35 protein-coding genes and 1 pseudogene are annotated in these 21733 nt (G+C 66.0%); 28 read left to right on the top strand and 8 right to left on the bottom strand.

Features of this window, described 5'->3' with window-relative positions; genetic code table 11:
• Nucleotides 1-17 precede the first annotated feature (17 nt).
• From rpsI to ACGHIZ_RS02390, 7 genes and pseudogenes are all read right to left on the bottom strand, one after another.
• On the bottom strand, nucleotides 18-413 hold the full coding sequence (rpsI, locus tag ACGHIZ_RS02420) for a 30S ribosomal protein S9 (RefSeq protein WP_022094634.1): 396 nt from the start codon (nucleotides 411-413) through the stop codon (nucleotides 18-20).
• A 2-nt stretch (nucleotides 414-415) separates the two neighbouring features.
• Nucleotides 416-859 (bottom strand): 50S ribosomal protein L13, encoded by a 444-nt coding sequence (gene rplM, locus ACGHIZ_RS02415; protein WP_022094635.1) that lies wholly within the window; start codon nucleotides 857-859, stop codon nucleotides 416-418.
• A 193-nt stretch (nucleotides 860-1052) separates the two neighbouring features.
• Entirely contained in the window at nucleotides 1053-1931 is an 879-nt protein-coding gene (locus tag ACGHIZ_RS02410; protein WP_138114202.1) for a patatin family protein, read from the bottom strand.
• A 629-nt stretch (nucleotides 1932-2560) separates the two neighbouring features.
• Nucleotides 2561-4072, bottom strand: coding sequence for a recombinase family protein (locus ACGHIZ_RS02405; protein WP_390448883.1), 1512 nt, complete (start codon nucleotides 4070-4072; stop codon nucleotides 2561-2563).
• 2 nt (nucleotides 4073-4074) lie between these two features.
• On the bottom strand, nucleotides 4075-4803 hold the full coding sequence (locus ACGHIZ_RS02400) for a hypothetical protein (RefSeq protein WP_390448880.1): 729 nt from the start codon (nucleotides 4801-4803) through the stop codon (nucleotides 4075-4077).
• Between the two features lie 2 nt (nucleotides 4804-4805).
• On the bottom strand, nucleotides 4806-5288 hold the full coding sequence (locus tag ACGHIZ_RS02395; RefSeq protein WP_390449854.1) for a LexA family protein: 483 nt from the start codon (nucleotides 5286-5288) through the stop codon (nucleotides 4806-4808).
• 84 nt (nucleotides 5289-5372) lie between these two features.
• Nucleotides 5373-5486: pseudogene (locus tag ACGHIZ_RS02390) on the bottom strand (helix-turn-helix domain-containing protein); the annotation flags it as partial.
• A gap of 101 nt (nucleotides 5487-5587) precedes the next feature.
• Here ACGHIZ_RS02390 and ACGHIZ_RS02385 point away from each other — a divergent pair.
• The 23 genes from ACGHIZ_RS02385 (at nucleotide 5588) to ACGHIZ_RS02275 (ending at nucleotide 15607) form a co-directional block, all read left to right on the top strand.
• Nucleotides 5588-5785: a helix-turn-helix transcriptional regulator gene (locus tag ACGHIZ_RS02385; RefSeq protein WP_117637851.1), complete on the top strand. Its 198-nt coding sequence runs from the start codon at nucleotides 5588-5590 to the stop codon at nucleotides 5783-5785.
• Between the two features lie 28 nt (nucleotides 5786-5813).
• Complete coding sequence (locus ACGHIZ_RS02380) at nucleotides 5814-6158, top strand: hypothetical protein (RefSeq protein WP_390448878.1); 345 nt, start codon at nucleotides 5814-5816, stop codon at nucleotides 6156-6158.
• Nucleotides 6159-6167: 9 nt separating this feature from the next.
• A complete protein-coding gene (locus ACGHIZ_RS02375) occupies nucleotides 6168-6413 on the top strand; it encodes a hypothetical protein (RefSeq protein ID WP_390448875.1) in 246 nt (81 codons plus the stop codon).
• Nucleotides 6414-6501: 88 nt separating this feature from the next.
• On the top strand, nucleotides 6502-6702 hold the full coding sequence (locus tag ACGHIZ_RS02370; protein ID WP_117637854.1) for a hypothetical protein: 201 nt from the start codon (nucleotides 6502-6504) through the stop codon (nucleotides 6700-6702).
• A complete protein-coding gene (locus ACGHIZ_RS02365; RefSeq protein WP_158551308.1) occupies nucleotides 6690-7088 on the top strand; it encodes a hypothetical protein in 399 nt (132 codons plus the stop codon). The genes ACGHIZ_RS02370 and ACGHIZ_RS02365 overlap by 13 nt, the downstream gene beginning before the upstream one ends.
• On the top strand, nucleotides 7085-7450 hold the full coding sequence (locus tag ACGHIZ_RS02360) for a RusA family crossover junction endodeoxyribonuclease (RefSeq protein WP_158551309.1): 366 nt from the start codon (nucleotides 7085-7087) through the stop codon (nucleotides 7448-7450). The genes ACGHIZ_RS02365 and ACGHIZ_RS02360 overlap by 4 nt, the downstream gene beginning before the upstream one ends.
• Nucleotides 7447-8004: a hypothetical protein gene (locus tag ACGHIZ_RS02355; protein ID WP_117765305.1), complete on the top strand. Its 558-nt coding sequence runs from the start codon at nucleotides 7447-7449 to the stop codon at nucleotides 8002-8004. Before ACGHIZ_RS02360 ends, ACGHIZ_RS02355 begins: the two co-directional genes overlap by 4 nt.
• A gap of 42 nt (nucleotides 8005-8046) precedes the next feature.
• Nucleotides 8047-8343 carry a hypothetical protein gene (locus tag ACGHIZ_RS02350; protein WP_117765307.1) on the top strand — a complete coding sequence of 99 codons (297 nt, stop codon included), beginning with the start codon at nucleotides 8047-8049 and terminating at the stop codon, nucleotides 8341-8343.
• Complete coding sequence (locus ACGHIZ_RS02345) at nucleotides 8331-9614, top strand: ParB N-terminal domain-containing protein (protein WP_390448870.1); 1284 nt, start codon at nucleotides 8331-8333, stop codon at nucleotides 9612-9614. Before ACGHIZ_RS02350 ends, ACGHIZ_RS02345 begins: the two co-directional genes overlap by 13 nt.
• A complete protein-coding gene (locus ACGHIZ_RS02340) occupies nucleotides 9615-10625 on the top strand; it encodes a DUF1351 domain-containing protein (RefSeq protein ID WP_117637859.1) in 1011 nt (336 codons plus the stop codon).
• Between the two features lies 1 nt (nucleotide 10626).
• Entirely contained in the window at nucleotides 10627-11199 is a 573-nt protein-coding gene (locus ACGHIZ_RS02335; protein ID WP_199410671.1) for an ERF family protein, read from the top strand.
• Complete coding sequence (locus tag ACGHIZ_RS02330) at nucleotides 11200-11553, top strand: hypothetical protein (RefSeq protein WP_390448866.1); 354 nt, start codon at nucleotides 11200-11202, stop codon at nucleotides 11551-11553.
• Entirely contained in the window at nucleotides 11550-12104 is a 555-nt protein-coding gene (locus tag ACGHIZ_RS02325; protein ID WP_390448863.1) for a single-stranded DNA-binding protein, read from the top strand. The genes ACGHIZ_RS02330 and ACGHIZ_RS02325 overlap by 4 nt, the downstream gene beginning before the upstream one ends.
• Before the next feature lie 25 nt (nucleotides 12105-12129).
• Nucleotides 12130-12825 (top strand): conserved phage C-terminal domain-containing protein, encoded by a 696-nt coding sequence (locus ACGHIZ_RS02320; RefSeq protein WP_390448860.1) that lies wholly within the window; start codon nucleotides 12130-12132, stop codon nucleotides 12823-12825.
• The gene (locus ACGHIZ_RS02315) at nucleotides 12809-13537 is read left to right on the top strand and encodes an ATP-binding protein (protein ID WP_152067353.1); all 729 of its coding nucleotides are present in this window, start codon (nucleotides 12809-12811) and stop codon (nucleotides 13535-13537) included. The genes ACGHIZ_RS02320 and ACGHIZ_RS02315 overlap by 17 nt, the downstream gene beginning before the upstream one ends.
• Nucleotides 13524-13919, top strand: a complete 396-nt coding sequence (locus tag ACGHIZ_RS02310; protein ID WP_118349165.1) for a hypothetical protein — start codon at nucleotides 13524-13526, stop codon at nucleotides 13917-13919. Before ACGHIZ_RS02315 ends, ACGHIZ_RS02310 begins: the two co-directional genes overlap by 14 nt.
• Nucleotides 13916-14164, top strand: a complete 249-nt coding sequence (locus ACGHIZ_RS02305) for a hypothetical protein (protein ID WP_390448856.1) — start codon at nucleotides 13916-13918, stop codon at nucleotides 14162-14164. The genes ACGHIZ_RS02310 and ACGHIZ_RS02305 overlap by 4 nt, the downstream gene beginning before the upstream one ends.
• Nucleotides 14165-14175: 11 nt before the next feature.
• Nucleotides 14176-14385 (top strand): hypothetical protein, encoded by a 210-nt coding sequence (locus ACGHIZ_RS02300; RefSeq protein WP_346964631.1) that lies wholly within the window; start codon nucleotides 14176-14178, stop codon nucleotides 14383-14385.
• On the top strand, nucleotides 14382-14573 hold the full coding sequence (locus ACGHIZ_RS02295; protein ID WP_117637866.1) for a hypothetical protein: 192 nt from the start codon (nucleotides 14382-14384) through the stop codon (nucleotides 14571-14573). Before ACGHIZ_RS02300 ends, ACGHIZ_RS02295 begins: the two co-directional genes overlap by 4 nt.
• 2 nt (nucleotides 14574-14575) lie before the next feature.
• Nucleotides 14576-15070: a hypothetical protein gene (locus tag ACGHIZ_RS02290; RefSeq protein WP_390448852.1), complete on the top strand. Its 495-nt coding sequence runs from the start codon at nucleotides 14576-14578 to the stop codon at nucleotides 15068-15070.
• Nucleotides 15071-15072: 2 nt separating this feature from the next.
• Nucleotides 15073-15258, top strand: coding sequence for a hypothetical protein (locus ACGHIZ_RS02285; RefSeq protein ID WP_390448849.1), 186 nt, complete (start codon nucleotides 15073-15075; stop codon nucleotides 15256-15258).
• A complete protein-coding gene (locus ACGHIZ_RS02280) occupies nucleotides 15255-15476 on the top strand; it encodes a hypothetical protein (protein WP_390448846.1) in 222 nt (73 codons plus the stop codon). The genes ACGHIZ_RS02285 and ACGHIZ_RS02280 overlap by 4 nt, the downstream gene beginning before the upstream one ends.
• Complete coding sequence (locus ACGHIZ_RS02275) at nucleotides 15473-15607, top strand: hypothetical protein (RefSeq protein ID WP_264297873.1); 135 nt, start codon at nucleotides 15473-15475, stop codon at nucleotides 15605-15607. The genes ACGHIZ_RS02280 and ACGHIZ_RS02275 overlap by 4 nt, the downstream gene beginning before the upstream one ends.
• Nucleotides 15608-16361: 754 nt before the next feature.
• Here ACGHIZ_RS02275 and ACGHIZ_RS02270 read toward each other — a convergent pair.
• Nucleotides 16362-16577: a pentapeptide repeat-containing protein gene (locus tag ACGHIZ_RS02270; protein WP_390449851.1), complete on the bottom strand. Its 216-nt coding sequence runs from the start codon at nucleotides 16575-16577 to the stop codon at nucleotides 16362-16364.
• Between the two features lie 50 nt (nucleotides 16578-16627).
• Here ACGHIZ_RS02270 and ACGHIZ_RS02265 point away from each other — a divergent pair, with 50 nt between their 5' ends.
• From ACGHIZ_RS02265 to ACGHIZ_RS02245, 5 genes are read left to right on the top strand one after another with little or no spacing between them, the layout of a single operon-like run.
• On the top strand, nucleotides 16628-17059 hold the full coding sequence (locus ACGHIZ_RS02265; protein WP_117765325.1) for a hypothetical protein: 432 nt from the start codon (nucleotides 16628-16630) through the stop codon (nucleotides 17057-17059).
• 13 nt (nucleotides 17060-17072) lie between these two features.
• Entirely contained in the window at nucleotides 17073-18326 is a 1254-nt protein-coding gene (locus ACGHIZ_RS02260; RefSeq protein ID WP_373198039.1) for a PBSX family phage terminase large subunit, read from the top strand.
• Nucleotides 18326-19840 carry a hypothetical protein gene (locus tag ACGHIZ_RS02255; RefSeq protein ID WP_390448842.1) on the top strand — a complete coding sequence of 505 codons (1515 nt, stop codon included), beginning with the start codon at nucleotides 18326-18328 and terminating at the stop codon, nucleotides 19838-19840. Before ACGHIZ_RS02260 ends, ACGHIZ_RS02255 begins: the two co-directional genes overlap by 1 nt.
• Nucleotides 19840-21516, top strand: a complete 1677-nt coding sequence (locus ACGHIZ_RS02250; protein ID WP_390448838.1) for a phage minor capsid protein — start codon at nucleotides 19840-19842, stop codon at nucleotides 21514-21516. The genes ACGHIZ_RS02255 and ACGHIZ_RS02250 overlap by 1 nt, the downstream gene beginning before the upstream one ends.
• Entirely contained in the window at nucleotides 21513-21716 is a 204-nt protein-coding gene (locus ACGHIZ_RS02245; protein WP_390448835.1) for a hypothetical protein, read from the top strand. Before ACGHIZ_RS02250 ends, ACGHIZ_RS02245 begins: the two co-directional genes overlap by 4 nt.
• Nucleotides 21717-21733 lie beyond the last annotated feature (17 nt).

Raw genomic sequence — 21733 nt, 5'->3', positions numbered from 1 at the left:
CGAAAGGAGATAAAACCTTAGCGCTTGGAGAACTGGGGAGCGCGGCGGGCCTTCTTGAGGCCGTACTTCTTGCGCTCGACCACGCGAGCATCGCGCGTAAGGAAACCGGCCTTCTTGAGGTCAGCACGGTAGTCGCCAGCGTTCAGAAGAGCGCGAGCGATGCCCAGGCGCAGAGCGCCGGACTGACCGGAGATGCCGCCGCCATCGCACAGAGCGATAACGTCGAACTGACCGGCGGTGTCGGTCACCTTGAAGGGAGCAAGGGCGTTCTCAACGAGCTGATGACGGCCGAAATACTGCTCGGCGTCACGCTTGTTGATGGTCACCTTGCCGGTGCCGGGGACGAGACGGACGCGGGCGACGGCGTTCTTACGACGGCCGGTACCCTGGTAGACAACGGTGTTCTCAGCCATCTTTAAGCCTCCAGCTCAATCTTCGTGGGGTTCTGGGCAGCATGCGGATGCTCGGCACCAGCGTAGACCTTAAGCTTGGTCATCTGGGCACGGCCGAGGGTGGTCTTGGGCAGCATACCGCGAACGGCGCGCTCGATGACCTTCTCCGGGTGCTTCTCCATAGCCTGGCGGAAGCTCTCAGCCTTGAGGCCGCCGTTGTAGCCGCTGTGGCGATAATAGGTCTTCGTATCGGCCTTGTTACCGGTAAGCTGGACCTTATCGGCGTTGATGACGACAACGAAGTCGCCGCAGTCGCTGTTGGGCGTGAACTGGGGCTTGTTCTTACCGCGCAGGATCATTGCGATCTGGGTGGCAAGACGGCCCAGGACAGCACCATCGGCGTCAACGAGAACCCAGTTGCGCTGGACCTCGCCCTGCTTGGCGTAGTGAGTCGATTTCGAAATCACTTAGACTCCTCCATGTACAGTACGTGTTGTTACAGAGATTCACGGGGCTCTGCAAGTAACCCGTCCATATTACCCCGCTCGCCGTACGAGTCAACAGGTATTTTGGCTCCGACCAGAGTTTCTGCACATGTCATCCACGAGCCGTGATTTTCCAGCTCTTTAGCTGTTGCCATTTTTTGAGGGTTCGCCGTCGTTAGCGCTCAACGAACTCTTGGATTTCCGCGAGCAGACGCTTTGCCTCCTGACGGCCCTGGATATACAGGTCCAAAAGCTTTGCCGAATCGTGCTCGACATGGCCGACCTCGACCGGCTTTTGCGGAGCGACGACCAACGCACGGCCCTCGCGCTCATACTTCCACAGGTGCATGCGCTGGATGTTGTAACGGTCGTGGCGCGTCTCGATAGCCTCGAGCAGATAGGGGTAGTCGGCATAGCGGGCGCGCGCGGCAGGCATAAACTCGTAGGGCTTTTTCTCGTACGAGCGGTCCTGCGTGACAATGACAACCGCGCGATCGAAGCCCGCCTCCTCCAGCACGTGCTCGATAGGAACCGAATCGGCCACACCGCCGTCGACGTATTTGTGCCCGTCAATCTCGACCGGCGGCGTCACCAGCGGCAGCGACGTCGATGCGCGCACAGCGTCGAGATCGAGCACGGCGCTTTTGACCGGCAGGTACGCGGCGGTTCCAAAAAGCATGTCCGTCGCGACGGCGTACATCTCGATGGGGCTCGCGTCGAACGTCTCGTTGTCAAAGGGGTCCAGGCGGTCCTGGACATCGTTGAAGATAAAGTCGTAACCCACAATAGAGCCCGTGGACGCAAACGATGCGGCGCCCATGAAGCGACTGTCGTTGCAGAAAGCCAGGTTGATGCGGTTGGCACGGCCGATCTGGTGCGACTTATAGTTCACGCCGTTGAGGGCGCCGGCCGAGACGCCGTACACCGCCGGGATTTCGACACCAGCCTCCATGAGGACGTCGAGCACGCCTGCGGTAAATTGCCCGCGAAAGCTACCGCCCTCCAGGACGAGCGCGACCTTGCCGGCGTTCTTTGCCTTATCTTCTGCAGTCATGTTGACCTCCTGCGATTGCGTTTTGGCTTTCTTCTACCCAGTTTTGGGATGGTGAGAGCGCAGGTTTTTCGAGGCGGCAGGTGAAGCGGAAAGTGTGTCCCGTTCTCAGAGCAAATTCCGGGTCTCATTTTCCGCTGAGCCCACCATCAGGAAAATGAATCCCATTCCGAGCTTAGATTCCGGGATGCGCTTTCCGCTTGAGCTGCCATTGGGAAAGCATGTCCCACTCTACGGCGGGATTCCGGGTCGCAGTTTCCGCTTGAGGCGCCATCCGGAAACTACGTCCCAGTCTGAGCGCGGATTCCGGGACACGCTTTCCGCCTGGGCCGCCATTGGGAAAGCGCGTCCCGGTCTGCGTTGCCAAGGCGTTTTCTTTACGCTCGCGCCCTGCATAGAGTTCGATTCTCCGCGGGTAGAGATGACGTTGGCGCGGGGGCATTGTCGGCTGTCATCCGATCGACATCGCATCTGTTTTGGGCTGAGGCATTGCGCGGAGAATCCGCGTATTTACTTCGCAAATACGCACCGGCTTCGGCCGCCTACCGGCGTCCTCGCCCGCGGGCTAAAAACGCTTACGCGTTTTCTTTACGCCCGCGCCCTGCACAGAGTTCGATTCTCCGCGGTACGGACTAGAAATAAAAAGACAGGCAGATACGAATATCTACCTGTCTGTTGCTTATGGTGGAGCTGGCGTTCATTCGGTCGAACACCTCGCCACCTGGACCTATAGCGCCAGGCAGCGACGGATTATCGCCCAAGCCAGCAGAATCGTCAAACGTGAATGCCACGCGCAGGCCGTCGTCATCGTCGGGGCCGCCCAGCACCACGCGCGCCACGAACGTGCGCAGGAGCTGCGCGTCGTCCACCTCGGCGGCGGCCATGCCCTCAAGCCAGAACAGCGCGCGGTCGTAGTCAAGGCGGGCGGCCTCAAGGGCCTCGGCCGTGCGCAGCTCGTCCTTGAGGAGCGCCTGCCGCTGCTTCAGCGCGTCTATGCGCTCCTTGCCGCCCGGCGGCGCGATGCCCGACTCGATGGCCGTCCATATGTTGGAGAACGCCGTCTCGATCTTGGCCAGCTCGCCCTTTATGGTCTCGCTCAAGGGCTTCTCGTCGGCGCGCTCCTCCTCGGCGTCGGCCAGCATGCGAGCGATGCGCTCGCGGCTGTCGGCGCTGCCCAGGGCCTCGCGCACGGCGTCGGCCACGCGCTTCTCCACGACATCGCGGCGCACGGTGCGCCCGCAGCTGCGGCAGCGGTAGTAGTGATAGGGCCTGCCCGACTTGCCCGTTCCGCTGGTGCCGGTCATCAGCCCGCCGTCTCGCCCGTCGTAGAGCTTGCCCGTGAGCGGGAAGTCCCACGCTTCGGTCTTGGCGCGGGGCCTGTGCGAGTCCTCAAGCATCCGTATCACCCTCTCCTCGTCATCCATGGGAACGATGGCGGGCATGCCGCCGGGCACGACCACGCCCGCGTAGCGGTACTCCCCGCCGTTCTCCCGCCGCATCAGTATGCGGCGCACCGTCTGGAAGCGCCACTTGCCGCCGCGCTTGGTGCGGTACGGCTCCCAGGCGCGCACCACGTCGGCCACCGACTTGCCCGACAAGACCATGCGCACGCCCAGGCGGATGGCGGCGGCCTCCTCCTCGTTGACCACGTAGCGCCCGTCCACTATGTCCCAGCCGTAGCGCACGCAGCCGTTGGCCATGCACCGCTCGGCGTTCTTCTGTATGCCGTCGCGTATGCGCTCGCCGTCGAGCGCGCTCTCGTACTCCGCCAGCACCTCCAGCATGCCCAGCTGCAGCACGCCCGCCGAGCCGTCCGAAATGTCCTCGCCCGCGTACAGTATCTCGACGCGGCAGCGGCGCAGCATGATGCGCGCCATGGCCATCTCGTCGCGGTTGCGCATGATGCGGGTCACCTTATAGATGACCACGAAGTCGAACAGCCCTCGCTTGGCGTCTGCCATCATGCGCTGGAACTCCGCACGGTCGGTGTTGGTGCCCGTCTGCGCGAAGTCGCAGTACGTGGCCACCACGCGCAGGTCGTTGGCCTCGCAGTACGCCCGCGACTTCTCAACCTGTATCTCTATGGACTCGCCGCGCTGGTTGTGGCTTGAGAAGCGGGCATATATCGCCGCACGTCCGCCCATGGCTACGCCCTGTACAGCTCTACGGGGTCATCGTTAGGCGTTGCCCTGTAATTCAGCACATTCAAGGCTATAGCACCGTCGATAATCTTGAAATACGCGCCATAGTACACATGGTTGCGCCAGTAATGGATAACGGCCTTCCCTATCGATCCGTCGCGAATGTACGACACGGTGCCGTGCGAGCCATTATCGTTCTTGCCGTACGAGTTGAAGAAGACCTCCACCGGGTACTTGGCGTTTTTCCCCGTCTTCGTCAACGGGTGAAGGCTCAACATCACACGGTTTTCCGGGACCTTCACGACCGAATCAACGGATTCAATTCGCGCGAAGTTCGTGCGGAGACTCGGCAATGACGGCACGCCTGTGACAGCGGGCGTGAGCATGTGTTCCAACTTCGCCACGTTCGCCTTCACAGCCGCAACCGCATCCGCATCGCCATAATAAAAGCGTTCGTCGGCAAACACCTGACCGGTATCGCGCTCGTACTTGACCACCGTATGGCATAGGTACGGCTTATTGTCAAACGGGAACGGCCCCAAGTCGTATTCCGGACACACCATGGCGGGCGGCACCTCGTGCTCACGCAGGATACGAGCCTCCTCGGCGCGCTGGGCTTCTTCCTCTGCGCGGCGCTTTTGCTCCGCCTTGCGTTTCTCATCAGCGAACTCGCGCATGGCGCGCTTTTCATCTCGCGCCGCTTTCGACGCATGCAGGAAATCAAACAAGCCCATGGTTACTCCATCTCGCTGGCGGCCTGGAACCACACGACCGTGCCCACCACGCGCACGGGGCCGTCGTCCATGCCGAAAATCATGTCCTCGTAGTCCTCGAAGCTATCCGCCGACAGCATCAGCTTGGTGCTGCCCTTGTACCAGCGGCGCATGACCGCGCGGTAGTCCTCAGTCTCCACCACGGCGATGGAGCCGTTGGCGGGCTGGCGGTCGGGGTCCACCAGCACGTGGCTGCCCTCCGGTATCACGCGGTCCATGCAGTTGCCCTCGACTTCGAGGGCGAACGCGCGCGGGTGCGAGGCGCATATGGACGCGGGCACCTCCACGCGGTGGGCCACCTCCTCCTCGTCCACGAGCGCGCCTGCGTGCACGCGGCCCAACGTGAGCAGCGGCACGGTGGCGCTGCTGGCCACCACGGGCATGGCACCGGCGGGCATATAGGAGCTGCCCTTGGGCTTTTTGGTCACGGGGTCAATCTGATCCATTCCGCCGTCTTCTATAAGGTGTGACTTACTAATCTGATAGCAGGCCGCCATGCGCTCAATAGCTCCCATACGGGGTTCGGAGCGGCCATTTTCCCACTGCGAAACGGCGTTACCTGTCACACCTGCAATCTCACCCAGTTCATCCTGTGTAACGTCGAAAATCTGCCGTAACTTCTTTATGTTGTCGGATATCGGCATCTTAACTCCTTCCAGGACTTAAATTTATTTTCAATTTTACCAAAATTAATCTTGACCGTGTTCTGAAGATTAATTACAGTTATGGACAGAAAGGAGGGAGTATGAAGTCACTCAAGCAGGCGCGCATGAGCAAGGGCGTAACCAAGAAGGCAATGGCTGAACATCTGGGCATTTCAGGACCTACATACGATGTTTATGAAGACCACCCCGACCGTATGCGCATCGAGACAGCTAAAAAGGCCGCCGACTTCTTGGGCTACAAACCCGAAGAAATTTTTTTCGCTTCAAACTGTAATTAGATTTACCTATCAGAAAAGGAGACACACCGTGACCAACGCAAGCAACCAGGCCAACATCGACGCGGATACCGCCAGCGAGCTGCTGCGCATCATCGCAAACGGCAATGACCGCATGGCCATCGACTTCGAGCAGGCGGAGAACGGCTGCATGGAGGAGACGAAGGGAAGCCTGAAGCGCCGCATCGCGCGCACGTGGGGCTTCGAGCTCGAGTCCATCAAGCTGATGGAGGCCGACATGATGACGTGCTTCGAGATGGGCGGCGTGCAGTTCAACGTCTACGACTCGGTGCGGTTCAGCGTCAACGGCAAGGGCTGGAGCACCGACTTCAGCAGCATCGCGCGCGACGATGCCTTCGACGACCGAGAGAACTAGGAGGCGGCCATGTTGAACGAGGTGACCGTACGGGGGGGGTTCACCGCCCTCAACGTCAAGGGCGGCAAGTGCGTGCTGCAGTTCGAGCTCGACCCGGCGCACAGGGACTCCATCCCGAAGCTGGTGGAGTTCACCGGTCGGATGCTCAACATCCACGTGTACGACGACCAGGAGGTGATGTTCGTGGATAGGGATACCGGTGAGGTCGCCTACGAGGACGCCCCGCTGCTTCTGCCGGGCGTCGCGGGCGAATGACCCCGATACAGCGCGCCATGTGCGACGAGTGCGCCGCCATGATGCGCGAGTTCTACAAGGACCCAGAGAACGAGAGGAAGTTCCAGGAATGGAAAAGATCAAGGGAAAGAGGGTGCGCGTCGCAGCCGGCAAGCGAAAGACGCGCACCGCAACGGTTCACTTCCGAACCGAGACCAGTGTAACACCCGAGCAGCGCCGCGAGAGGCTGCAGGCCGTTTTCGCCGCCCTGTTCGTCTGCGCGTGCATCGCCGCCACATGGGCGCTGGAGGCAACAGTATGGCCGAGGTAGACGCCAAGGCCCAGGCCCTCGTGGCCAAGGCGTGCGGCTGGGTTGCCTCGAACCCCGATACATGGGCGAAGCTGCGCCGCATCTGCTACCGCCTGATGCTGGAGGGCCACGTCATCCAGCGCGACAACGTGTACACCCTGGCGTGCCAGAACGGCATGACCGTGAGCGAGGCCAGCGAGTTCAAGCGCGACCACAACCTGTGGAGCGTGCTGTCCCGCTACATGGTGCTGCAGCGCCCCTCCATGCTGGCCGCCGTGAGCTTCCGCCGCACGCCGGTGGACTCCGTGGACCTGGTGGGCACGTGGGAGGCCATCGTGGGCCCAGCCGTTTTCGCCGCCTCCACGCTAACCGAGGCGCAAGGCATCTACGACAGGGGCGCGCAATGAGGTGCACCGTCACGGTCGAGGGCCGAATGCCGAGCCTGAACGACTACATCAGCGCCGAGCGCGCCAACCGCTACAAGGCGGCGGCCATGAAGAAGCGCGAGACGGCGCGCGTGAGGGCGGCGGCCATGCAGCAGCGCGCGCCGCGCTTCGAGCGCCGGGTGACCGTGCGCACCACGTTCTACGAGCCCGACATGCGCCGCGACGCCGACAACGTGGGCTTCGCGCGCAAGTTCGTGCTCGACGGCCTGGTGGCGGCGGGCGTAATCAAGGACGACTCCCGCAAGTACGTGGAGCAGTGCCCCGACAGGGTGCTCACCGACAGGGCGCGCCCCCGCGTGGTCGTGGAGGTGAGCGACGAGTGACCCGCCGAGACAAGGGCAGGCCACACAGGGCGTGGCGCAAGGCCGACCTCGACCGCATAGCTGAGCTGGCGGGAAAGGTGCCCGCCCGCGAGATTCGCCGCGAGCTGCGGCTGTCCAAGAACCAGTTGGATAACGCGCGGCGCGTGATCAACGCCAGCGGCGGCCACGTGTCCCTGCGCTGCTACCGCCACCGCCTGGAGCTGTGCCCGTCGTGCGGGTGCCGCAGGGCGACCCTCGGCAAGGACGGCATCTGCGAACCGTGCAGACGCCAGCAGCAGCTTGAGGCCATAGAGGCCCGCATAGCCGAGCTGCTGCCGAGGCTGACCGCAGAGGAGCGCCGCACCTACGAGCGCACCGAGTGCGGCCGAGAGAGCCGCGCCGACCCCATGCCGCAGGCCCCGGACACCTCGGGCATGAGCCGCTACGCCGCCGACAAGGCAGCAGAGGCGCACGACGAGGCCATGGAGCGGTGGCTGTGCCGCTACCTGTACCGCAGGGTCAAGGCGGCGCAGAAGCGCAAGGAGCGCATAGAGAAAAAAGTTCCGAAATCCTGAAAAGTTTTTATCACTTTTAGTTTTCCCAGTTAGGAGACCCAAATGCTCACGGAAATCATCAGCAAGACCGTCGCGGACAAGACGGTGGACAGCATCCTGAAGCGCATCGAGCGCGCCGTCCCCGTGCCCGAGCCGGGCGACGGCGGCTTCGACGCCGCCATGCGCCAGGCGTTCAACATGGGGGCCGCCTGCATGGCCGCGCAGATCAAGAACGGCCCCGTGCCCACCAAGCGCATCGCGCTCATGGGCGAGGTGGCCCGCGTGGCGTGCCGCGCCCGCCTGGTGGGCATGGAGTGCCGCGTGGTCGTAGACGAGGAGGCCCGCGCATGCAATCGCTAGAGGAGGTCGCGATCTGCGACGTGTACCCCTACGAGCGCGCCGACGGCGAGCCGATGAACCCGCGCGACTTCACCACCAGGGAGAGCGCCGAGCACATCGCGGGCCTGGCCGCGCAGTTCAAAGCCAACCGCCTCAACCCCGGCCAGCCCGTCATGAAGCCCATCCTGTACAAGGAGGGCGGCATCTACTGGATCATCGACGGCGAGTGCCGCGTGCGCGCCATGAGGGCCATCGGCACCGAGCGTTTCCTCGCCGAGGTCTACGACGACCTGGACGACGCCGAGCTGGCGCGCATGGAGGCCGCCAAGGCCATGGTGGAGACCGACGCCAAGCTGGGGCTGACCGCCGAGGAGAAGTCGCGCGGCGTGCAGACCATGCTGGCGCTCGACATTCCCGACGAGGAGGTGGCCGTGGCCGCCCGCACCGACGCGGGCACCGTGGCCAAGGCGCGCCGCGCCGCCCGCAGGGTGCAGGACGCCGCCTACGACATGACGCTCGACCGCCTGGCCGCCATCGCCGAGTTCGAGGGCGACGACGAGGCCGTGGCCGAGCTGCGCGACTGCAAGCAGTCCGAATGGCAGCGCGTGTACGCGGGCCTGAAGGCCGAGGCCGAGCGGAGGCGCAACCGCGCCGAGGTGGTGGCGGTGCTTGCCGACGCGGGCGTCGAGTTCGTCGACGAATGCCCCGAGGGCTTCGCCGCATGCCGCACGTTTTCCGACTACCGCCCCGACCTGGCGGCGCTGGACGCCTACGTGGCCGACAACGCGGGCGCGGGGCTTCTGGCCGAGGAGACGTCGTTCGGCGTGACCCTGCTGGCGCCGGTGGCCGAGGGGGCCGACGAGGCCGCACAGGCCGCAGCCCAGCGCAAGGCCGACTTCCAGGCCGCCTACGAGGACGGCGCGAAGGCCCGCCGCGAGTGGCTCGCCGCCCACGCGGGCGACCTCAAGTCGATGCGCCGCACGGCCCTGGCGCTGACCGCGTTCGCCATGGAGGCCGAGGCCGTGGAATCGTTCGAGGAGCTGCTGGGCCGACCCATCGACCGCACGCCCACCGAGCTGGCCGTGGCCATGGGCTGGCGGGCAGCGTGGAACATGAGCGGCTGGACGGCCTGGAGCCTCAGGGAAGGCGGCGGCTCCGTGTGCTTCAACCGAGCGACGGTCGAGAACGTGACCATCATCTACGAGGCCATGAAGGCCGACGGCTACGAGCCGAACGCGGCCGAGACGGAAACCTACGAGGCGTGCATGGCGCGCCTGGGAAGCGAGGAGTAAATGAGCGAAGCAGTTGAGGCCGAGATCATCGAGCCCGAGGAGGCCTCGGAGCTGACCGTGGCGTACTCCCCCGCCGTGATCGAGGCCAACTTCGACGCCCTGGAGGCGCACGTGCGCAGGCTGGTGGCCGACTACGAGGGCGCGACCTACGACATGGGCAAGGACGAGAACGTGAAGGCCGCCAAGCGCGACCGCGCCTACCTCAACGGCATCGCCAAGGAGATAGACGAGCGCCGCAAGGCCGTGAGCCGCGAGTACACGAAGCCCCTGGCCGCGTTCGAGGACAGGTGCAAGGCCGTGGCGGGCATCGCGAAGCAGGCAGCCGACGGCATCAAGGCGCAGCTTGACGAGGCCGAGGAGGAGCGCCAGCTGCGCGCGTACGCCAAGCTGCGGGAGCACTACGAGGAGTTCGCCGGGCTGCTGGCCCCCGTCGTGCCCTATGAGCGTTTCCACGAGAAGCAGTGGACCAACAAGACCTTCGGCGAGGTGAAGGCATTCAAGGCCCTGGAGGCCAAGGTGGAGCGCCTGGCCCAGGACTGGGAAACCCTCAAGGCGCAGTTCCAGGGCGAGCCGTTCTACGACGAGGCCGAGCGCGAGCTGTTCGCCACCCTGGACCTGGGCGCGGCCATAACGGCGGCGCACAAGGCCGAGGAGGAGCGCCGGCGCATCGCCGAGCTGAAAGCGGCCATGGAGCCGGAACCCGTGGAAGAGCCCGAGCCCGAGCCCGAAGCGGTGCCCGAGCCCGCGGAATGCCAGCCCGCAGAGTTCCCGCAGCCGCTTGAGCAGATGCCCGAGCCGCAGCCCGCGCCCATGCCCGCCCCGGTGCCGCCAGCGCCGCCCGCACCGGCACCCGTGGCCATGGCGGGCGACCCGTGGACGGTCGTGGTGCCGTGCGCCACGCGCGAGCAGATGCAGGGCGTCGCGGCGGCCCTCAAGGCGCAGGGCGTCGTGGGCACCATCATGCACGGCACGGTGGGCCAGGTTTACGAGCGAATGAACGGAGGCTACTAGCATGACCCAGGAACAGCAGTCCATCGACCTCATGGCGGCCGTTGCCCGCGTGCAGCGCGCCGTGGTGGTGCCCAAGGCCAAGTACAACGCTTTCGGCAAGTTCAGCTACCGCAGCTACGAGGACATAGTGGCCGCGCTGAAGGAGCCGTGCGCCAAGGAGGGCCTGGCGTTCTTCATGACCGACGAGCTGGTGCAGATAGGCGACCGCTACTACGTGAAGTCCACGGCGTGCGTGTTCCCCGCCGAGGGCGGCGAGGGCCTGCTGCAGGTGAGCGCCTACGCCCGCGAGGACGAGCACAAGAAGGGCTCGGACGACGCCCAGGTGACCGGCATGGCGTCGAGCTACGCCCGCAAGTACGCGCTGTGCGGCGCGTTCGCCATCGACGGGCAGAGCGATCCCGACGCCATGGAGGAGCAGCCCGCGCCCGAGGAGAAGCAGCCGCCCGCAGACGGCCCCTTCACGGCCCACTGCCGCAGCTGCGGGGCGCGCTACCAGTTCGCCAGCATGCCGCAGTACATGGAGTTCGTGGCTAACAGCCCGTGCTGCCCGCGCCCCGACTGGCAGGTGGAGTAGATGCAGGCGCTCACCGAGGAGCTGGACGAGCTGACCGACAGGCTGGAGGCCGAGCTGAAGACCTGCAAGGAGTCGGGCTGCCAGTACGCCGAGAACGAGGCCGAGTACCGCAAGGCCCTGCGCATCGCCATCCTGAACGAGCGCCAGAAGGGCATGCCCGTCACCATCATCGGCGACGTGTGCCGGGGCCAGGAGCAGATAGCGGAGGCCAAGCGCCGCCGCGACTGCTCCGAGGCCATCTACAAGGCCTCACAGGAGGCCATCAACGTAATCAAGCTGCGTATCCGCATGGTAGACGCGCAGATCACCCGCATCTGGAACAGCGGGGACGTAACCCAAGGAGGGTATCTATGAGCATCAACCGCGTGTGCATATCCGGCAACCTGACCCGCGACCCCGTGCTGCGCTCCACGTCTGGCGGCATGTCCGTGCTGTCCATGGGCGTGGCCGTCAACGACCGCCGCAAGAACCAGCAGACCGGGCAGTGGGAGGACTACCCGAACTTCGTGGACTGCACGCTGTTCGGCACCCGCGGCGAGAAGCTGGCGCAGTACCTCGCCAAAGGCAGCAAGGTGGCCATCGAGGGCAAGCTGCGCTACCGCAGCTGGAACGACCAGCAGACCGGCCAGAAGCGCAGCGCGCTGGAGGTCGTGGTGGACGAGCTGGAGTTCATGAGCGGCCATCAACAGCAGCAGGGCTACGCGCCGCAGCAGTACGCGCCCCAGGCGGCCCCGCAAGCGCCGCAGGCCCGCACGTACGGCCAGGGACGCCCCGCCCCGGCACCTGCGCCGCAGCAGCCCGCCTACGCGCCGCAGCCGGCCACTCAGCAGGCGTACGCGCCACAGCAGCCCGCGCCGCAGCAGCAGGCCATGCCCGATCTGTACGACGAGGATATCCCGTTTTAGGGAAGGCGACGGCGACACTATGGGCATGGTTATACACGACGACTTCTGGGCGGCCGCGCAGGCCATGCCCGAGAAGCAGCGCGCGCCGTTCATCTACGCCATCGTCGAGTACCGGTTCACGGGCAAGGAGCCGCAGGGCAGCCCCGCGTGGCTGCCCACCTTCCTGGTGCTCAAGGGCAGGCTCGACATGGGCGACGAGAAGAGCGAGCGCGCAAGGAAGGCGGCCAACGCCCGCTGGGGCAACAGGCCGGGGAAGGAAGACGCGGTGGACGATGCGGCGGCACGGGCGCAATCCGATGCGCAAGCACATGCGGGAGCATATGCGGATACAGATGCAGTCGCACATGCGCAAGCAGATGCGGATGCACATGCAGGCGCATCGAGTTGCGGCAATGCAGAGGTTGAGGTTGAGGTTGAGTATATAGATAACCCCTTAATCCCCTTTGACGAAATCGTGCATGCGCTCAACGAGGCGGCCGGCACCCGCTACCGCTCAAGCAGCGCCAAGACCCGCAGGCTGATACACGCCCGCTGGGCCGAGGGCTACCGCCTCCCCGACTTCCTGGCCGTCATCGACACGATGACGGCCGAGTGGGCGGGCGACCCGAAGATGGCCAAGTACCTGCGGCCCTCCACGCTGTTCTCGCCGAAGTTCGAGGACTACGTGAACCGCGGCCCGAGGACCCGGAAGGAGGCCGACGGCTATGCCGAGTACGACTGAGTGCCCCCACTGCGGGGCGCAGCTGGAGGTCCGCTACGTGGTGCTGGCTGGCCGCCGCACCTTCTGCGGCTGGAAGCCGTGCGGCTGCCCGGGTGCCGTGGCGGAGCGCGACGAGCGTTCGCGCCTTGAGGCCAGGGCCAAGGCCGAGGAGGCCGCAGCCAAACGCCGCCGGGCCTACGAGCGGGCCGGAATCAAGCCACGCTTCATGACAGCCGCCTCCCCCATGGCCGAGGGCATTGCCGCGAAGGTTGAGCAAGGGCGCGGGGCGTACATCTGCGGCCCCGTGGGAACCGGCAAGACCCACCTGGCGAGCGCCGTGGCGCGGCTCCTGGTGGACGGCGGCACCAGCGTGAGGGTGACCGACATGCTGGGCGTGCTGGCCGCCATCAAGGGCACCTACGGCGGCGACGGCACCGAGGACGGCGTGCTGTCCAGGCTCTCCCGCGTGGGGTGCCTGGTGCTGGACGACCTAGGCAAGGAGTCCCCCACCGACTGGACGCTGGGGCAGGTGTTCCGCGTCGTGAACGACAGGTACGAGAACATGAGGCCCGTGGTCGTGACCACGCAGTACGGCAAGAGCGACCTCATACGCCGCCTGGCCAAGAACGGCGACGAGGAGACGGCGGTGGCCATCGTGAGCCGCCTGTCGGAGATGTGCGACAAGTACGAGCTGCAAGGCAAGGACAGGAGGCTATCGAATGGCAAACGTTGACACGCTGCCCGAGATCCTGCGCCCCCTCATGGAGGGGCCGAGCATCGAGACGCCCAGGTGCGCCGTGTGTGGCGCGCCGTGGCCGCTCAACCGCCACCACATCGTGAGGCGCGGGGCGGGCAAGCTGTTCCGCGACGGGCGCGAGGTTCCCAAGCCCACGGTGATGCTGTGCGGCAGCGGCAACGGCAGCGGCTGCCACGGGCTGGCGCACGCCAACCGGCTGCACTTCCGCTGGGTCAGGGCCGAGCAGAGGTTCAACCGCCCCGCCCCGCCGGGCTCGGGGCACTGGGAGTACCTGCTGCTGCCGGAACCGACCAAGTACGCGGATGCCCTGGCCATGGACGGCTGGGGGCGGCTGCCGAGGGGTAGGCGGTGCATGTGAGCTGGTACGAGCCTTCAAGCGGGTGGAACCTCCCGCCCGGATGCTTCGAGTCAGACCCCAGGGCACCGTGGAACCGGCCCGACCCGTGGGAGGGCCGCGCGTGCCGGGAGTGCCGCTTCTGCGGCCGCGTGCAGGGCGCTGGCGGCGAGGCCGTGTGCGCCCGCGACGCCATGACGGGCGGCGGCCCCGACGTGGAGGCGGTAGACGAGACAAGCGAGGCATGCGAGTGCTTCGAGTTCGAATAGGAGACGAAACGATGAAGAAGATCTACGCGGTGGCCACGGAGAGCGACGTGGTGCTGGCGTTCGAGAGCAGATCGGACGCAGACGAGTACGCAGGCGAGCACGACGGCATGGCGGTGCTGCCGGTGCCGTGCGTGGGGGCCTACGAGTACCCCAGCGAGAAGTCGGCCACCGACTGGGACCGAATCGCCGACGCTCTGCCGAAGGGAGGCGAGCAGGCATGAGGCTGTACATGTGCGCATGCGAACGCTGCGGCAAGGAGGTGCCGGCGACCCTGGCGGGTTACGCCAAGATGGTGCTGAGGAACAGCGCGCGAATCGACGGCAAGGCAAGGGCCTTGTGCCCGGAGTGCGCCGAGAGCCTGCGAGCGTGGTTCCTCGCAGGCGCGGTGAAGCCGGAAGGAAGGGAGTAGCCATGGGAATCATCTGCGATACCTGCGGGCGCGATATCGACGCCCTGGGGCAGGACAACATGGGCGTAGACGCGCCGCTGTGCGAGGACTGCTGGGGCGAGCAGCAAAGCCATACGGTAGCAGTGCCGCGTCGCGAGGCTCGCAACCTGAGGTTCGAGAACGCCCGACTGCGCGAAAAGCTGGACGCCGGAACCGAAGAGACGGCCGTGCAGAACCTGCGCAAGGGCATCGAGACGGCCTACGAGGCGAGCCGCGAGCGCGCCCTGGCGCTCACGAAGCTGGACGAGTGCGAGCTGTGGCTGGGGCGCTGCGAGCCGAGGGTGACGGCGGCACCGACGCTCAAGGGCGCGGCCCAGGACGCCGCCATGCCTTGCCTCAAGGCCGAAGAGGCGCACGGCTTCGCGATGCCCGACGTGAACGTGGAGGTAACGGCCGAGGAGCTGGCCAAGAGCCTGCGCGAGGCCATGAAGCCGGCCATGCGGATGGCGGTGGAGTAGCCATGGAGCAGCAGACCGAGAAGCCGAAGCGCCGACCCAGTATCGATGTGCGCTGCCCGAAGTGCGGCATGCGCGAGATCTGGCACCACCTGCCCAAGGGCGGCGACCGCTGCCGCTGGTGCGGTCACCTGTTCGAGGACTTCACCTACCGCAAGGTCGGGCCGAGCGCGAAGGAGGGGGCGCGATGACGAACTGGGAGCACCTTTTCGGCACGCCCGAGCGGGCCATCCACACGGAGACGGAGTTCCACTCGTGGCCCTTCTTCATCGCCGTGTGTGAGACGAGCCGCATGAGCAGCTGCACTACCAGCAAGCGGCTGCTGGCCAGCTTCTGCGAGGAGGCCGACTACCTGGAATGGCTCAAGGCCGAGTACGACGACGGCGCCATCGAGTGGGAGGAGCGATGAACCGCCCGGGATGCAACTGGGGGTGCCTGCTGTTCATAGCGGCGGCAATCGCCATAGACGCGGCGGCCATCTACGCCATAAGGGCGCTGGCGCTCGGGCTCATGGCCATGGCCGTGGCGGCGTGCGGATAGGGGCAACCGAATACGGAAACAGGCAGAGGGCCGTCCTTCGGGGCGGCCTTTTCCGTGCCCGGCGACACGCTTGCGACCATATGGGCCGAGAGATAGGAGACGCATGGCGAGAGGCGAGACATACGAGGAGTTCACGGCAAAGTTCGAGCCGAAGAGGACGACGGACGACTGCTACACCCCGCCCGAGGTGTACGACTGCGTGCTGCGGTGGGCGCACCGGGAGTACGGGTTCGGCCTGGCGAAGGTGGCGCGCCCGTTCTATCCGGGCGGCGACTACGAGTGCGAGGAGTACCCGCAGGGCTGCACGGTGGTGGACAACCCGCCGTTCTCCATCCTGAGCAAGATCGTCAAGCACTACCAGGAGCGCGGCGTGGGCTTCTTCCTGTTCGCCCCCACCCTGACGTGCATGGGCATCCGCAACTGCTGCAAGGTCGTGACGGGCGTCGTCGTGACGTACGCCAACGGCGCGAGCGTCAACACGTCGTTCGTGACCAACCTCGACCCCGCTCAGGCTCGCAGCGCGCCCGACCTGCGCTCCGAGCTGGATGCCGCGATAGAGCGCCTGCGCCGCGAGAAGGCCAAGGCGCTGCCGAAGTACGAGTACCCGGACGAGGTGCTGACCGCGCCCATGCTGGCGCGCTACTCCAAGTACGGCATCGACTTCCGCGTGGGGCCGCAGGAGTGCAGCTTCACGAGGGCGCTCGACGCGCAGCGCGTGCAGAACAAGGCGATATACGGCAGCGGCTACCTCATATCAGAGCGTGCAGCCGCAGAGCGTGCAGCCGCAGAGCGTGCAGCCGCAGAGCGTGCAGCCGCAGAGCGTGCAGCCGCAGAGCGTGCAGCCGCAGAGCGTGCAGCCGCAGAGCGTGCAGCCGCAGAGCGTGCAGCCGCAGAGCGTGCAGCCGCAGAGCGTGCAGCCGCAGAGCGTGCAGCCGCAGAGCGTTTCGCGCTTTCGCCGCGCGAGCGCGATGTGATCGCGTCGCTTGGCTAGCGCGAAACTAATCAGGAAGGAGGCCGCAGGTGCCCAAGAAGGACAAGCCGCTCACGGCGAAGCAGGAGGCGTTCGCCCGCGAGATGGCCAAGCCCCGCGCCAAGCAGCAGGACGCGTACCGCGCGGCCTACGACTGCAAGCGCATGAACTACAACTCGATAAGCTGCGCCGCCTCCAAGCTGATGCGCGACCCACGAATCGCGCACAGAATCCAGGAAATCCGCGACGCGGCCGCCAAGGACTGCCGCTGGGAGCTGCAGGACGCGGCCGCCCCGCTGTTCGAGGTGCTGGACGGCGCGCTGCCCATCTTCCGACGCCAGGCGGCCGAGGGCAGCATCAACGGCGACGCGCGCCTGGCCATAACCGAGAGCGTGAAGCTGCTCAACGACATGTTCGGCGTGGACGGCGCGAAGGCCGCCATGGCGGAGGCGGGGGTGACCATCGTTGACGACCTCGGTTAGGCTCTCGGACGTCGTGGCCTCCGTGTTCGCCGGCGTGTGGCGCTCCATCAAGGCGCACGAGTTCACGCACTACTGGTTCAAGGGCGGGCGCAACTCCACCAAGTCGTCGTTCATATCCATCGCCATCGTGCTGCTGATCATGCTCAACCCGGAGGCCAACGCCGTCGTGCTGCGCAAGGTCGGCAACACGCTGCGCACGTCCGTGTACGAGCAGATAGGCTGGGCGTGCGACGTGCTGGGCGTGGCGCACCTGTTCGACTTCGGCCTGTCCCCCATGGAGGTGACGTACCGCCCCACCGGGCAGGTCATACGCTTTGTGGGATGCGACAAGCCGAAGAAGCTGAAGTCCGCGAAGTTCCGCACCGGCTACTGCGCCGTGGTGTGGTTCGAGGAGGTAGACGAGTTCGACGGCATGGACGAGGTGCGCAGCGTGCTGGCCACGTTCCTGCGCGGCGGCGACATGTTCTGGGTGTTCTACAGCTACAACCCTCCCCGCTCGGCTCGCAACTGGGTGAACAAGGAGGCGCGCGACCTGGAGGCCCACCCGGGCGAGGACGGGCGCTTCATATGCCACACCACGTACCTGGACGTCATAGACGAGCACCCCGAGTGGATAAGCGCCGCGGCGCTGGCGGAGGCCGAGCGCAGCCGCCGCAAGACGCCCGACTCCTACCGCTGGCAATGGCTCGGCGAGGTCATCGGCACGGGCTCCGAGGTGTTCCCCGACGAGCTGCTGGACATACGTCCCATCACCGCAGAGGAACGCGAGGCCATCGCCCTGCGCTCGTTCGGCGTGGACGCGGGCAGCGTGCACCCGTGGGTGTTCATGGAGGCGGGATACGACGAGAACGAGCGCGTGCTTTACCTGCTGGACGAGGAGAGCCGCCAGGGAACCGAGGCCATCGACGTCAAGACCGCCGAGCTGGTGGCGGCCAAGCTGCAGGCAGCCGAGGACCCCGCCGCCGACGTGTGGTGCGACAGCGCGGCGCGCGGCATGATCCTCTACTACCAGGAGCAGGGCATCGGCGCGCAGAAGTCGCTCAAGCAGGGCCTGAACGCGCCCAAGAGCCGCATCAGGTGGATGCAGAACCTCACGCGCATAGTCATCGACCCCGACCGCTGCCCGCTCGCCGCCAAGGAGTTCCCCGAGTTCGAGTACGTGTCGAACGGGCAGGGCGACATAACCGAGACACTGCCGAAGGTGAACGACGACGCGATAGACGCGGCGGGCTACGCCGCAGGACTGTGGATAAGGAGCAACCTCTGATGGAGAAACGGGGAAACACGGGCTACGCCGAGGCGTGGCTGCGCCGCATGGGATACCAGCCGGACACCCGCATGCAGGGCATGGTGGGCGTCTGGTTCGGCTGGTTCGCGGCGAACAACAGCTGGTACCACTACAGCGAGCGGCGCGGCTTCCGCGTGTACAAGCGCGAGCGCGCCAGCCTGCACCCGGCGGCGCTCGTGGCCGACGAGTGGGCCAGTCTGCTCATGAACGAGAGCACGATCATCTCCAGCACGAGCGACGAGCGCCGCGCCTGGATGGCGCGCTACTTTGCCAACCCCAAGGCGACGGGCGGCGTCGGCGACGAGGGGCACGAGGACGGCCAGGCCGCGCCGCAGCCGACAGAGGACGGCGACGCGCCCACATCGTTCGCCATGGACAACGCCGACTTCATAGCCCGCGCGTTCGCCATGGGCACGGGCGCGTGGGTCATCGAGCCGCGAGGCGTGACCGACAGCGCCTACACGCCCGACGCCGAGCTGCGCATCGTGCGCTACGACGCCACGCAGATAGTCCCGCTCACGTGGAGCGCCGACGACTGCACGCAGTGCGCGTTCGTGGGCCGCGTGGAGGTCGCCGGGCGCGACTACGACCAGTGCCAGGCCCACGTGCTCAAGGGCGGCACCTACCACATCCTCACGCAGCTGTTCGACACCAAGACGCACAAGCAGGTGGCGGTCGAGGGCATCAGCGCCGACATGGACACGCGCTGCACCCGCCCGCTTTTCGCGCTGGTGCGCCCCGCCGTGTCGAACCGCTTCTACGACTACTGCGCGATGGGCGCGAGCGTGTACTGCAACGCCGTGGGGGCCATGAAGGTGGTCGACGAGGCCGCCACCTCCCTGCTCGACCACATTCGCGTGGGCCGCCCGCGCACGTTCGTGGACAAGACCCTCATAGAGTCCAAGACCGACAAGGGGCCGGACGGCAGCCTCACGAAGACCTACTACGCCTTCGGCGAGGCCGACGACACCATCTTCAGCATGAACCCCGGCGACGAGGGGTCGGCCAAGATTCAGACCGTTCAGAGCGACCTCAAGGCCGACGAGAACGCCAGCGCCATCAACACGGGCCTGCGCCTGCTGTCGGTGGCGTGCGGCTTCGGCAACGGCTACTTCTCCTGGGAGTCGCACACGGGCCTGAAGACCGCCAAGGAGGTGGCGGCCGACAACTCGCAGCTGATGCGATCCATCCACCGGCACGAGAACGCCCTGCGCAAGTCCATCGTACGCCTCGTGAACGGCATGGCCGACGCGTGCCGCAGCATCAAGGGCGAGGCCGTGCCCTACGGCGACGTCACCGTGGACTTCGACGACTCCATCATCAGCGACACGCAGAGCGCGCGCGAGATGGCCATGAGCGAGGTCGGCGCGGGCATCATGGCCCCGTGGGAGTACCGCCGCCGCTTCTACGGCGAGACTAGCAACGAGGCCAAGGCCAACGTGCCCGAGCAGCAGGGCGGCGCGTTCGACATGCTGGGCGACGGGCTCGCCTGATGCTGGGGCCGGACTACATAGAGCACTTCACCGACGCAGCGCAGGGGGCCATGGACGAATACACCCTGCGCCTGGTGTGCATCTACGCCGCGCTCATAGGCTCCATCGACTTCGAGGGCGACAGCGCCTACTCGCAGGCCGCCCGCAAGGCGGCGCTTGCCGCCAAGGACGTGCAGAAGGCCATGAACGAGGAGGGCCGCAGAGCCGCGCGCGAGGCTGCCAAGGCTGCGGCCGAGGCCGTGGCCAAGAGCGCCGAGGCCGACCTGGCCACGCTGGGCACGGCCATGGGCGCGCTGTCCAAGACGATGCAGTGGAGGCTGCACAACTCAGCGCGGGCCACGGCGGCGGGAGTGCAGGACGTCGTGAGCCGCGACAACCTGAAGATGACCGCCAACGTGCAGCGCGCCTACCTCGAAGTCGTGGCGCAGGCCGTGGCTCGGGTGAACTCGGGCATGGCGGGCTACGAGCAGGCCACCCGCGAGGCCGTGCTGAAGCTGGCGCGGCGCGGCGTGTCCGTCGTGGACTACAAGAGCGGGGCGTGGGCGCAGGCGGACGTGGCCATGCGCCGCCACATTCGCACGCAGGCGGTGCAGGCCGGCAGCCGCAACACGCTGGAGCTGCTTGAGGAGACTGGGCACGACCTCGTGCAGACCTCCTCGCACGGCGGGGCGCGCGAGAGCCACGCCAAGTGGCAGGGCCGCGTGTTCAGTCTGTCGGGCAAGTCCAAGAAGTACCCGCCGTTCTACCGCGAGACGGGCTACGGCTCTGTCGATGGCCTGTGCGGCGCGAACTGCAAGCACGACTTCGGCATCTACGTGGAGGGCCAGCAGCTGCGGTACGAGCGCGATCCAGATGGCGGCGACGAGAAGCGCGAGGAGCGGTACCAGGCCGAGCAGAAGCAGCGCGAGATCGAGCGCGGCATACGCGCGACCAAGCGAGAGGCGGTCGCCCTGAAGGCGGCGGGGCTCGACGACACCAAGGAGCGCGTGCGCCTGGGCAAGCTGCAGAAGCGCCAGCGCGAGCACATAGCGGCTCACCCCTACCTCGCCCGCGACTACTCGCGAGAGAACCCCTACGAGACGGGCAACAAGAAGCGCGCCCTCACCCGTCAGACGGCCAGCCGCACGGCCTACATGGCGCAGCCGGACGTCAAGGAGGCCATAGCCGAGGCGGGCGTGAGCCAGAAGCGCGTGGGCGAGCTGGTCAAGGCGGGCGGCGATGGCTTCGGCCTCATGGCCAAGGCGGAGCGCGACAAGGTTCTCAGGACCGCCATAAACCAGGCCAAGGCCGAGAAGGCGCGCGACCTGCGCGTGGCCGACGCCGCAGCGATGGCGGTGCACGACGACAAGCAGGCGAAGCACATAGCGGGCAGCCGCCAGCACGAGCAGTACGTGGCGAACCTGAAGCGCAAGGGCAGCGAGTACAAGGAGCCGAGCTGCATCACCGCGACGCTCGAAGAGGTGCGAGACCTCGTTTCAAAGCACGCGGGAACGGGGCTGGCGCGTGCGACGCGCGCCGGAAGCTGGAACAAACGCGAAGTTTGCGACGCAGGGCGCGTGATCGGATACGTAATCGGCGATAATGGAGAGCATATCCCGACCACGCGTTTCACCATCCACTATGCCGATGGCGACGTGCATATCGTCCCGGCGAAACCGAAGGAGGCACAGCAATGAAGCTATCGGAAGCGGTGAAGTATTTTCGCCAGCAGGTCAAGGTGACGTGCACCGACGGCCAAGTGGTCACGGGCAAGTTCGACGACTACCAGAGCGATGCCGAATCGCTGGACGAGCCGAACACCATAGGCATCGACAACGGCGCGGGCATCATCGTGGACATACCCGTCGACGAGGTGGCGAGCATCGCCGCCCTGTAACCACAACCAAATACAGA

The organism is Collinsella sp. i05-0019-G5, from assembly GCF_042851345.1.
Lineage (GTDB): Bacteria > Actinomycetota > Coriobacteriia > Coriobacteriales > Coriobacteriaceae > Collinsella.
Note: the sequence above shows the minus strand (reverse complement) of the source record. Positions and strands in the feature narration are given on the sequence as shown.

Excerpts from the sequence above, each read along its gene's own strand:
- rpsI (WP_022094634.1), bottom strand. The coding sequence starts at position 413 with ATGGCTGAGAACACCGTTGTCTACCAGGGTACCGGCCGTCGTAAGAAC.
- ACGHIZ_RS02410 (WP_138114202.1), bottom strand. The coding sequence starts at position 1,931 with ATGACTGCAGAAGATAAGGCAAAGAACGCCGGCAAGGTCGCGCTCGTC.
- ACGHIZ_RS02405 (WP_390448883.1), bottom strand. The coding sequence starts at position 4,072 with ATGGGCGGACGTGCGGCGATATATGCCCGCTTCTCAAGCCACAACCAG.
- ACGHIZ_RS02400 (WP_390448880.1), bottom strand. The coding sequence starts at position 4,803 with ATGGGCTTGTTTGATTTCCTGCATGCGTCGAAAGCGGCGCGAGATGAA.
- ACGHIZ_RS02395 (WP_390449854.1), bottom strand. The coding sequence starts at position 5,288 with ATGGATCAGATTGACCCCGTGACCAAAAAGCCCAAGGGCAGCTCCTAT.
- ACGHIZ_RS02385 (WP_117637851.1), top strand. The coding sequence starts at position 5,588 with ATGAAGTCACTCAAGCAGGCGCGCATGAGCAAGGGCGTAACCAAGAAG.
- ACGHIZ_RS02375 (WP_390448875.1), top strand. The coding sequence starts at position 6,168 with ATGTTGAACGAGGTGACCGTACGGGGGGGGTTCACCGCCCTCAACGTC.
- ACGHIZ_RS02370 (WP_117637854.1), top strand. The coding sequence starts at position 6,502 with ATGGAAAAGATCAAGGGAAAGAGGGTGCGCGTCGCAGCCGGCAAGCGA.
- ACGHIZ_RS02365 (WP_158551308.1), top strand. The coding sequence starts at position 6,690 with ATGGCCGAGGTAGACGCCAAGGCCCAGGCCCTCGTGGCCAAGGCGTGC.
- ACGHIZ_RS02360 (WP_158551309.1), top strand. The coding sequence starts at position 7,085 with ATGAGGTGCACCGTCACGGTCGAGGGCCGAATGCCGAGCCTGAACGAC.
- ACGHIZ_RS02350 (WP_117765307.1), top strand. The coding sequence starts at position 8,047 with ATGCTCACGGAAATCATCAGCAAGACCGTCGCGGACAAGACGGTGGAC.
- ACGHIZ_RS02345 (WP_390448870.1), top strand. The coding sequence starts at position 8,331 with ATGCAATCGCTAGAGGAGGTCGCGATCTGCGACGTGTACCCCTACGAG.
- ACGHIZ_RS02340 (WP_117637859.1), top strand. The coding sequence starts at position 9,615 with ATGAGCGAAGCAGTTGAGGCCGAGATCATCGAGCCCGAGGAGGCCTCG.
- ACGHIZ_RS02335 (WP_199410671.1), top strand. The coding sequence starts at position 10,627 with ATGACCCAGGAACAGCAGTCCATCGACCTCATGGCGGCCGTTGCCCGC.
- ACGHIZ_RS02330 (WP_390448866.1), top strand. The coding sequence starts at position 11,200 with ATGCAGGCGCTCACCGAGGAGCTGGACGAGCTGACCGACAGGCTGGAG.
- ACGHIZ_RS02325 (WP_390448863.1), top strand. The coding sequence starts at position 11,550 with ATGAGCATCAACCGCGTGTGCATATCCGGCAACCTGACCCGCGACCCC.
- ACGHIZ_RS02320 (WP_390448860.1), top strand. The coding sequence starts at position 12,130 with ATGGTTATACACGACGACTTCTGGGCGGCCGCGCAGGCCATGCCCGAG.
- ACGHIZ_RS02315 (WP_152067353.1), top strand. The coding sequence starts at position 12,809 with ATGCCGAGTACGACTGAGTGCCCCCACTGCGGGGCGCAGCTGGAGGTC.
- ACGHIZ_RS02310 (WP_118349165.1), top strand. The coding sequence starts at position 13,524 with ATGGCAAACGTTGACACGCTGCCCGAGATCCTGCGCCCCCTCATGGAG.
- ACGHIZ_RS02300 (WP_346964631.1), top strand. The coding sequence starts at position 14,176 with ATGAAGAAGATCTACGCGGTGGCCACGGAGAGCGACGTGGTGCTGGCG.
- ACGHIZ_RS02295 (WP_117637866.1), top strand. The coding sequence starts at position 14,382 with ATGAGGCTGTACATGTGCGCATGCGAACGCTGCGGCAAGGAGGTGCCG.
- ACGHIZ_RS02290 (WP_390448852.1), top strand. The coding sequence starts at position 14,576 with ATGGGAATCATCTGCGATACCTGCGGGCGCGATATCGACGCCCTGGGG.
- ACGHIZ_RS02285 (WP_390448849.1), top strand. The coding sequence starts at position 15,073 with ATGGAGCAGCAGACCGAGAAGCCGAAGCGCCGACCCAGTATCGATGTG.
- ACGHIZ_RS02280 (WP_390448846.1), top strand. The coding sequence starts at position 15,255 with ATGACGAACTGGGAGCACCTTTTCGGCACGCCCGAGCGGGCCATCCAC.
- ACGHIZ_RS02275 (WP_264297873.1), top strand. The coding sequence starts at position 15,473 with ATGAACCGCCCGGGATGCAACTGGGGGTGCCTGCTGTTCATAGCGGCG.
- ACGHIZ_RS02255 (WP_390448842.1), top strand. The coding sequence starts at position 18,326 with ATGGAGAAACGGGGAAACACGGGCTACGCCGAGGCGTGGCTGCGCCGC.
- ACGHIZ_RS02250 (WP_390448838.1), top strand. The coding sequence starts at position 19,840 with ATGCTGGGGCCGGACTACATAGAGCACTTCACCGACGCAGCGCAGGGG.
- ACGHIZ_RS02245 (WP_390448835.1), top strand. The coding sequence starts at position 21,513 with ATGAAGCTATCGGAAGCGGTGAAGTATTTTCGCCAGCAGGTCAAGGTG.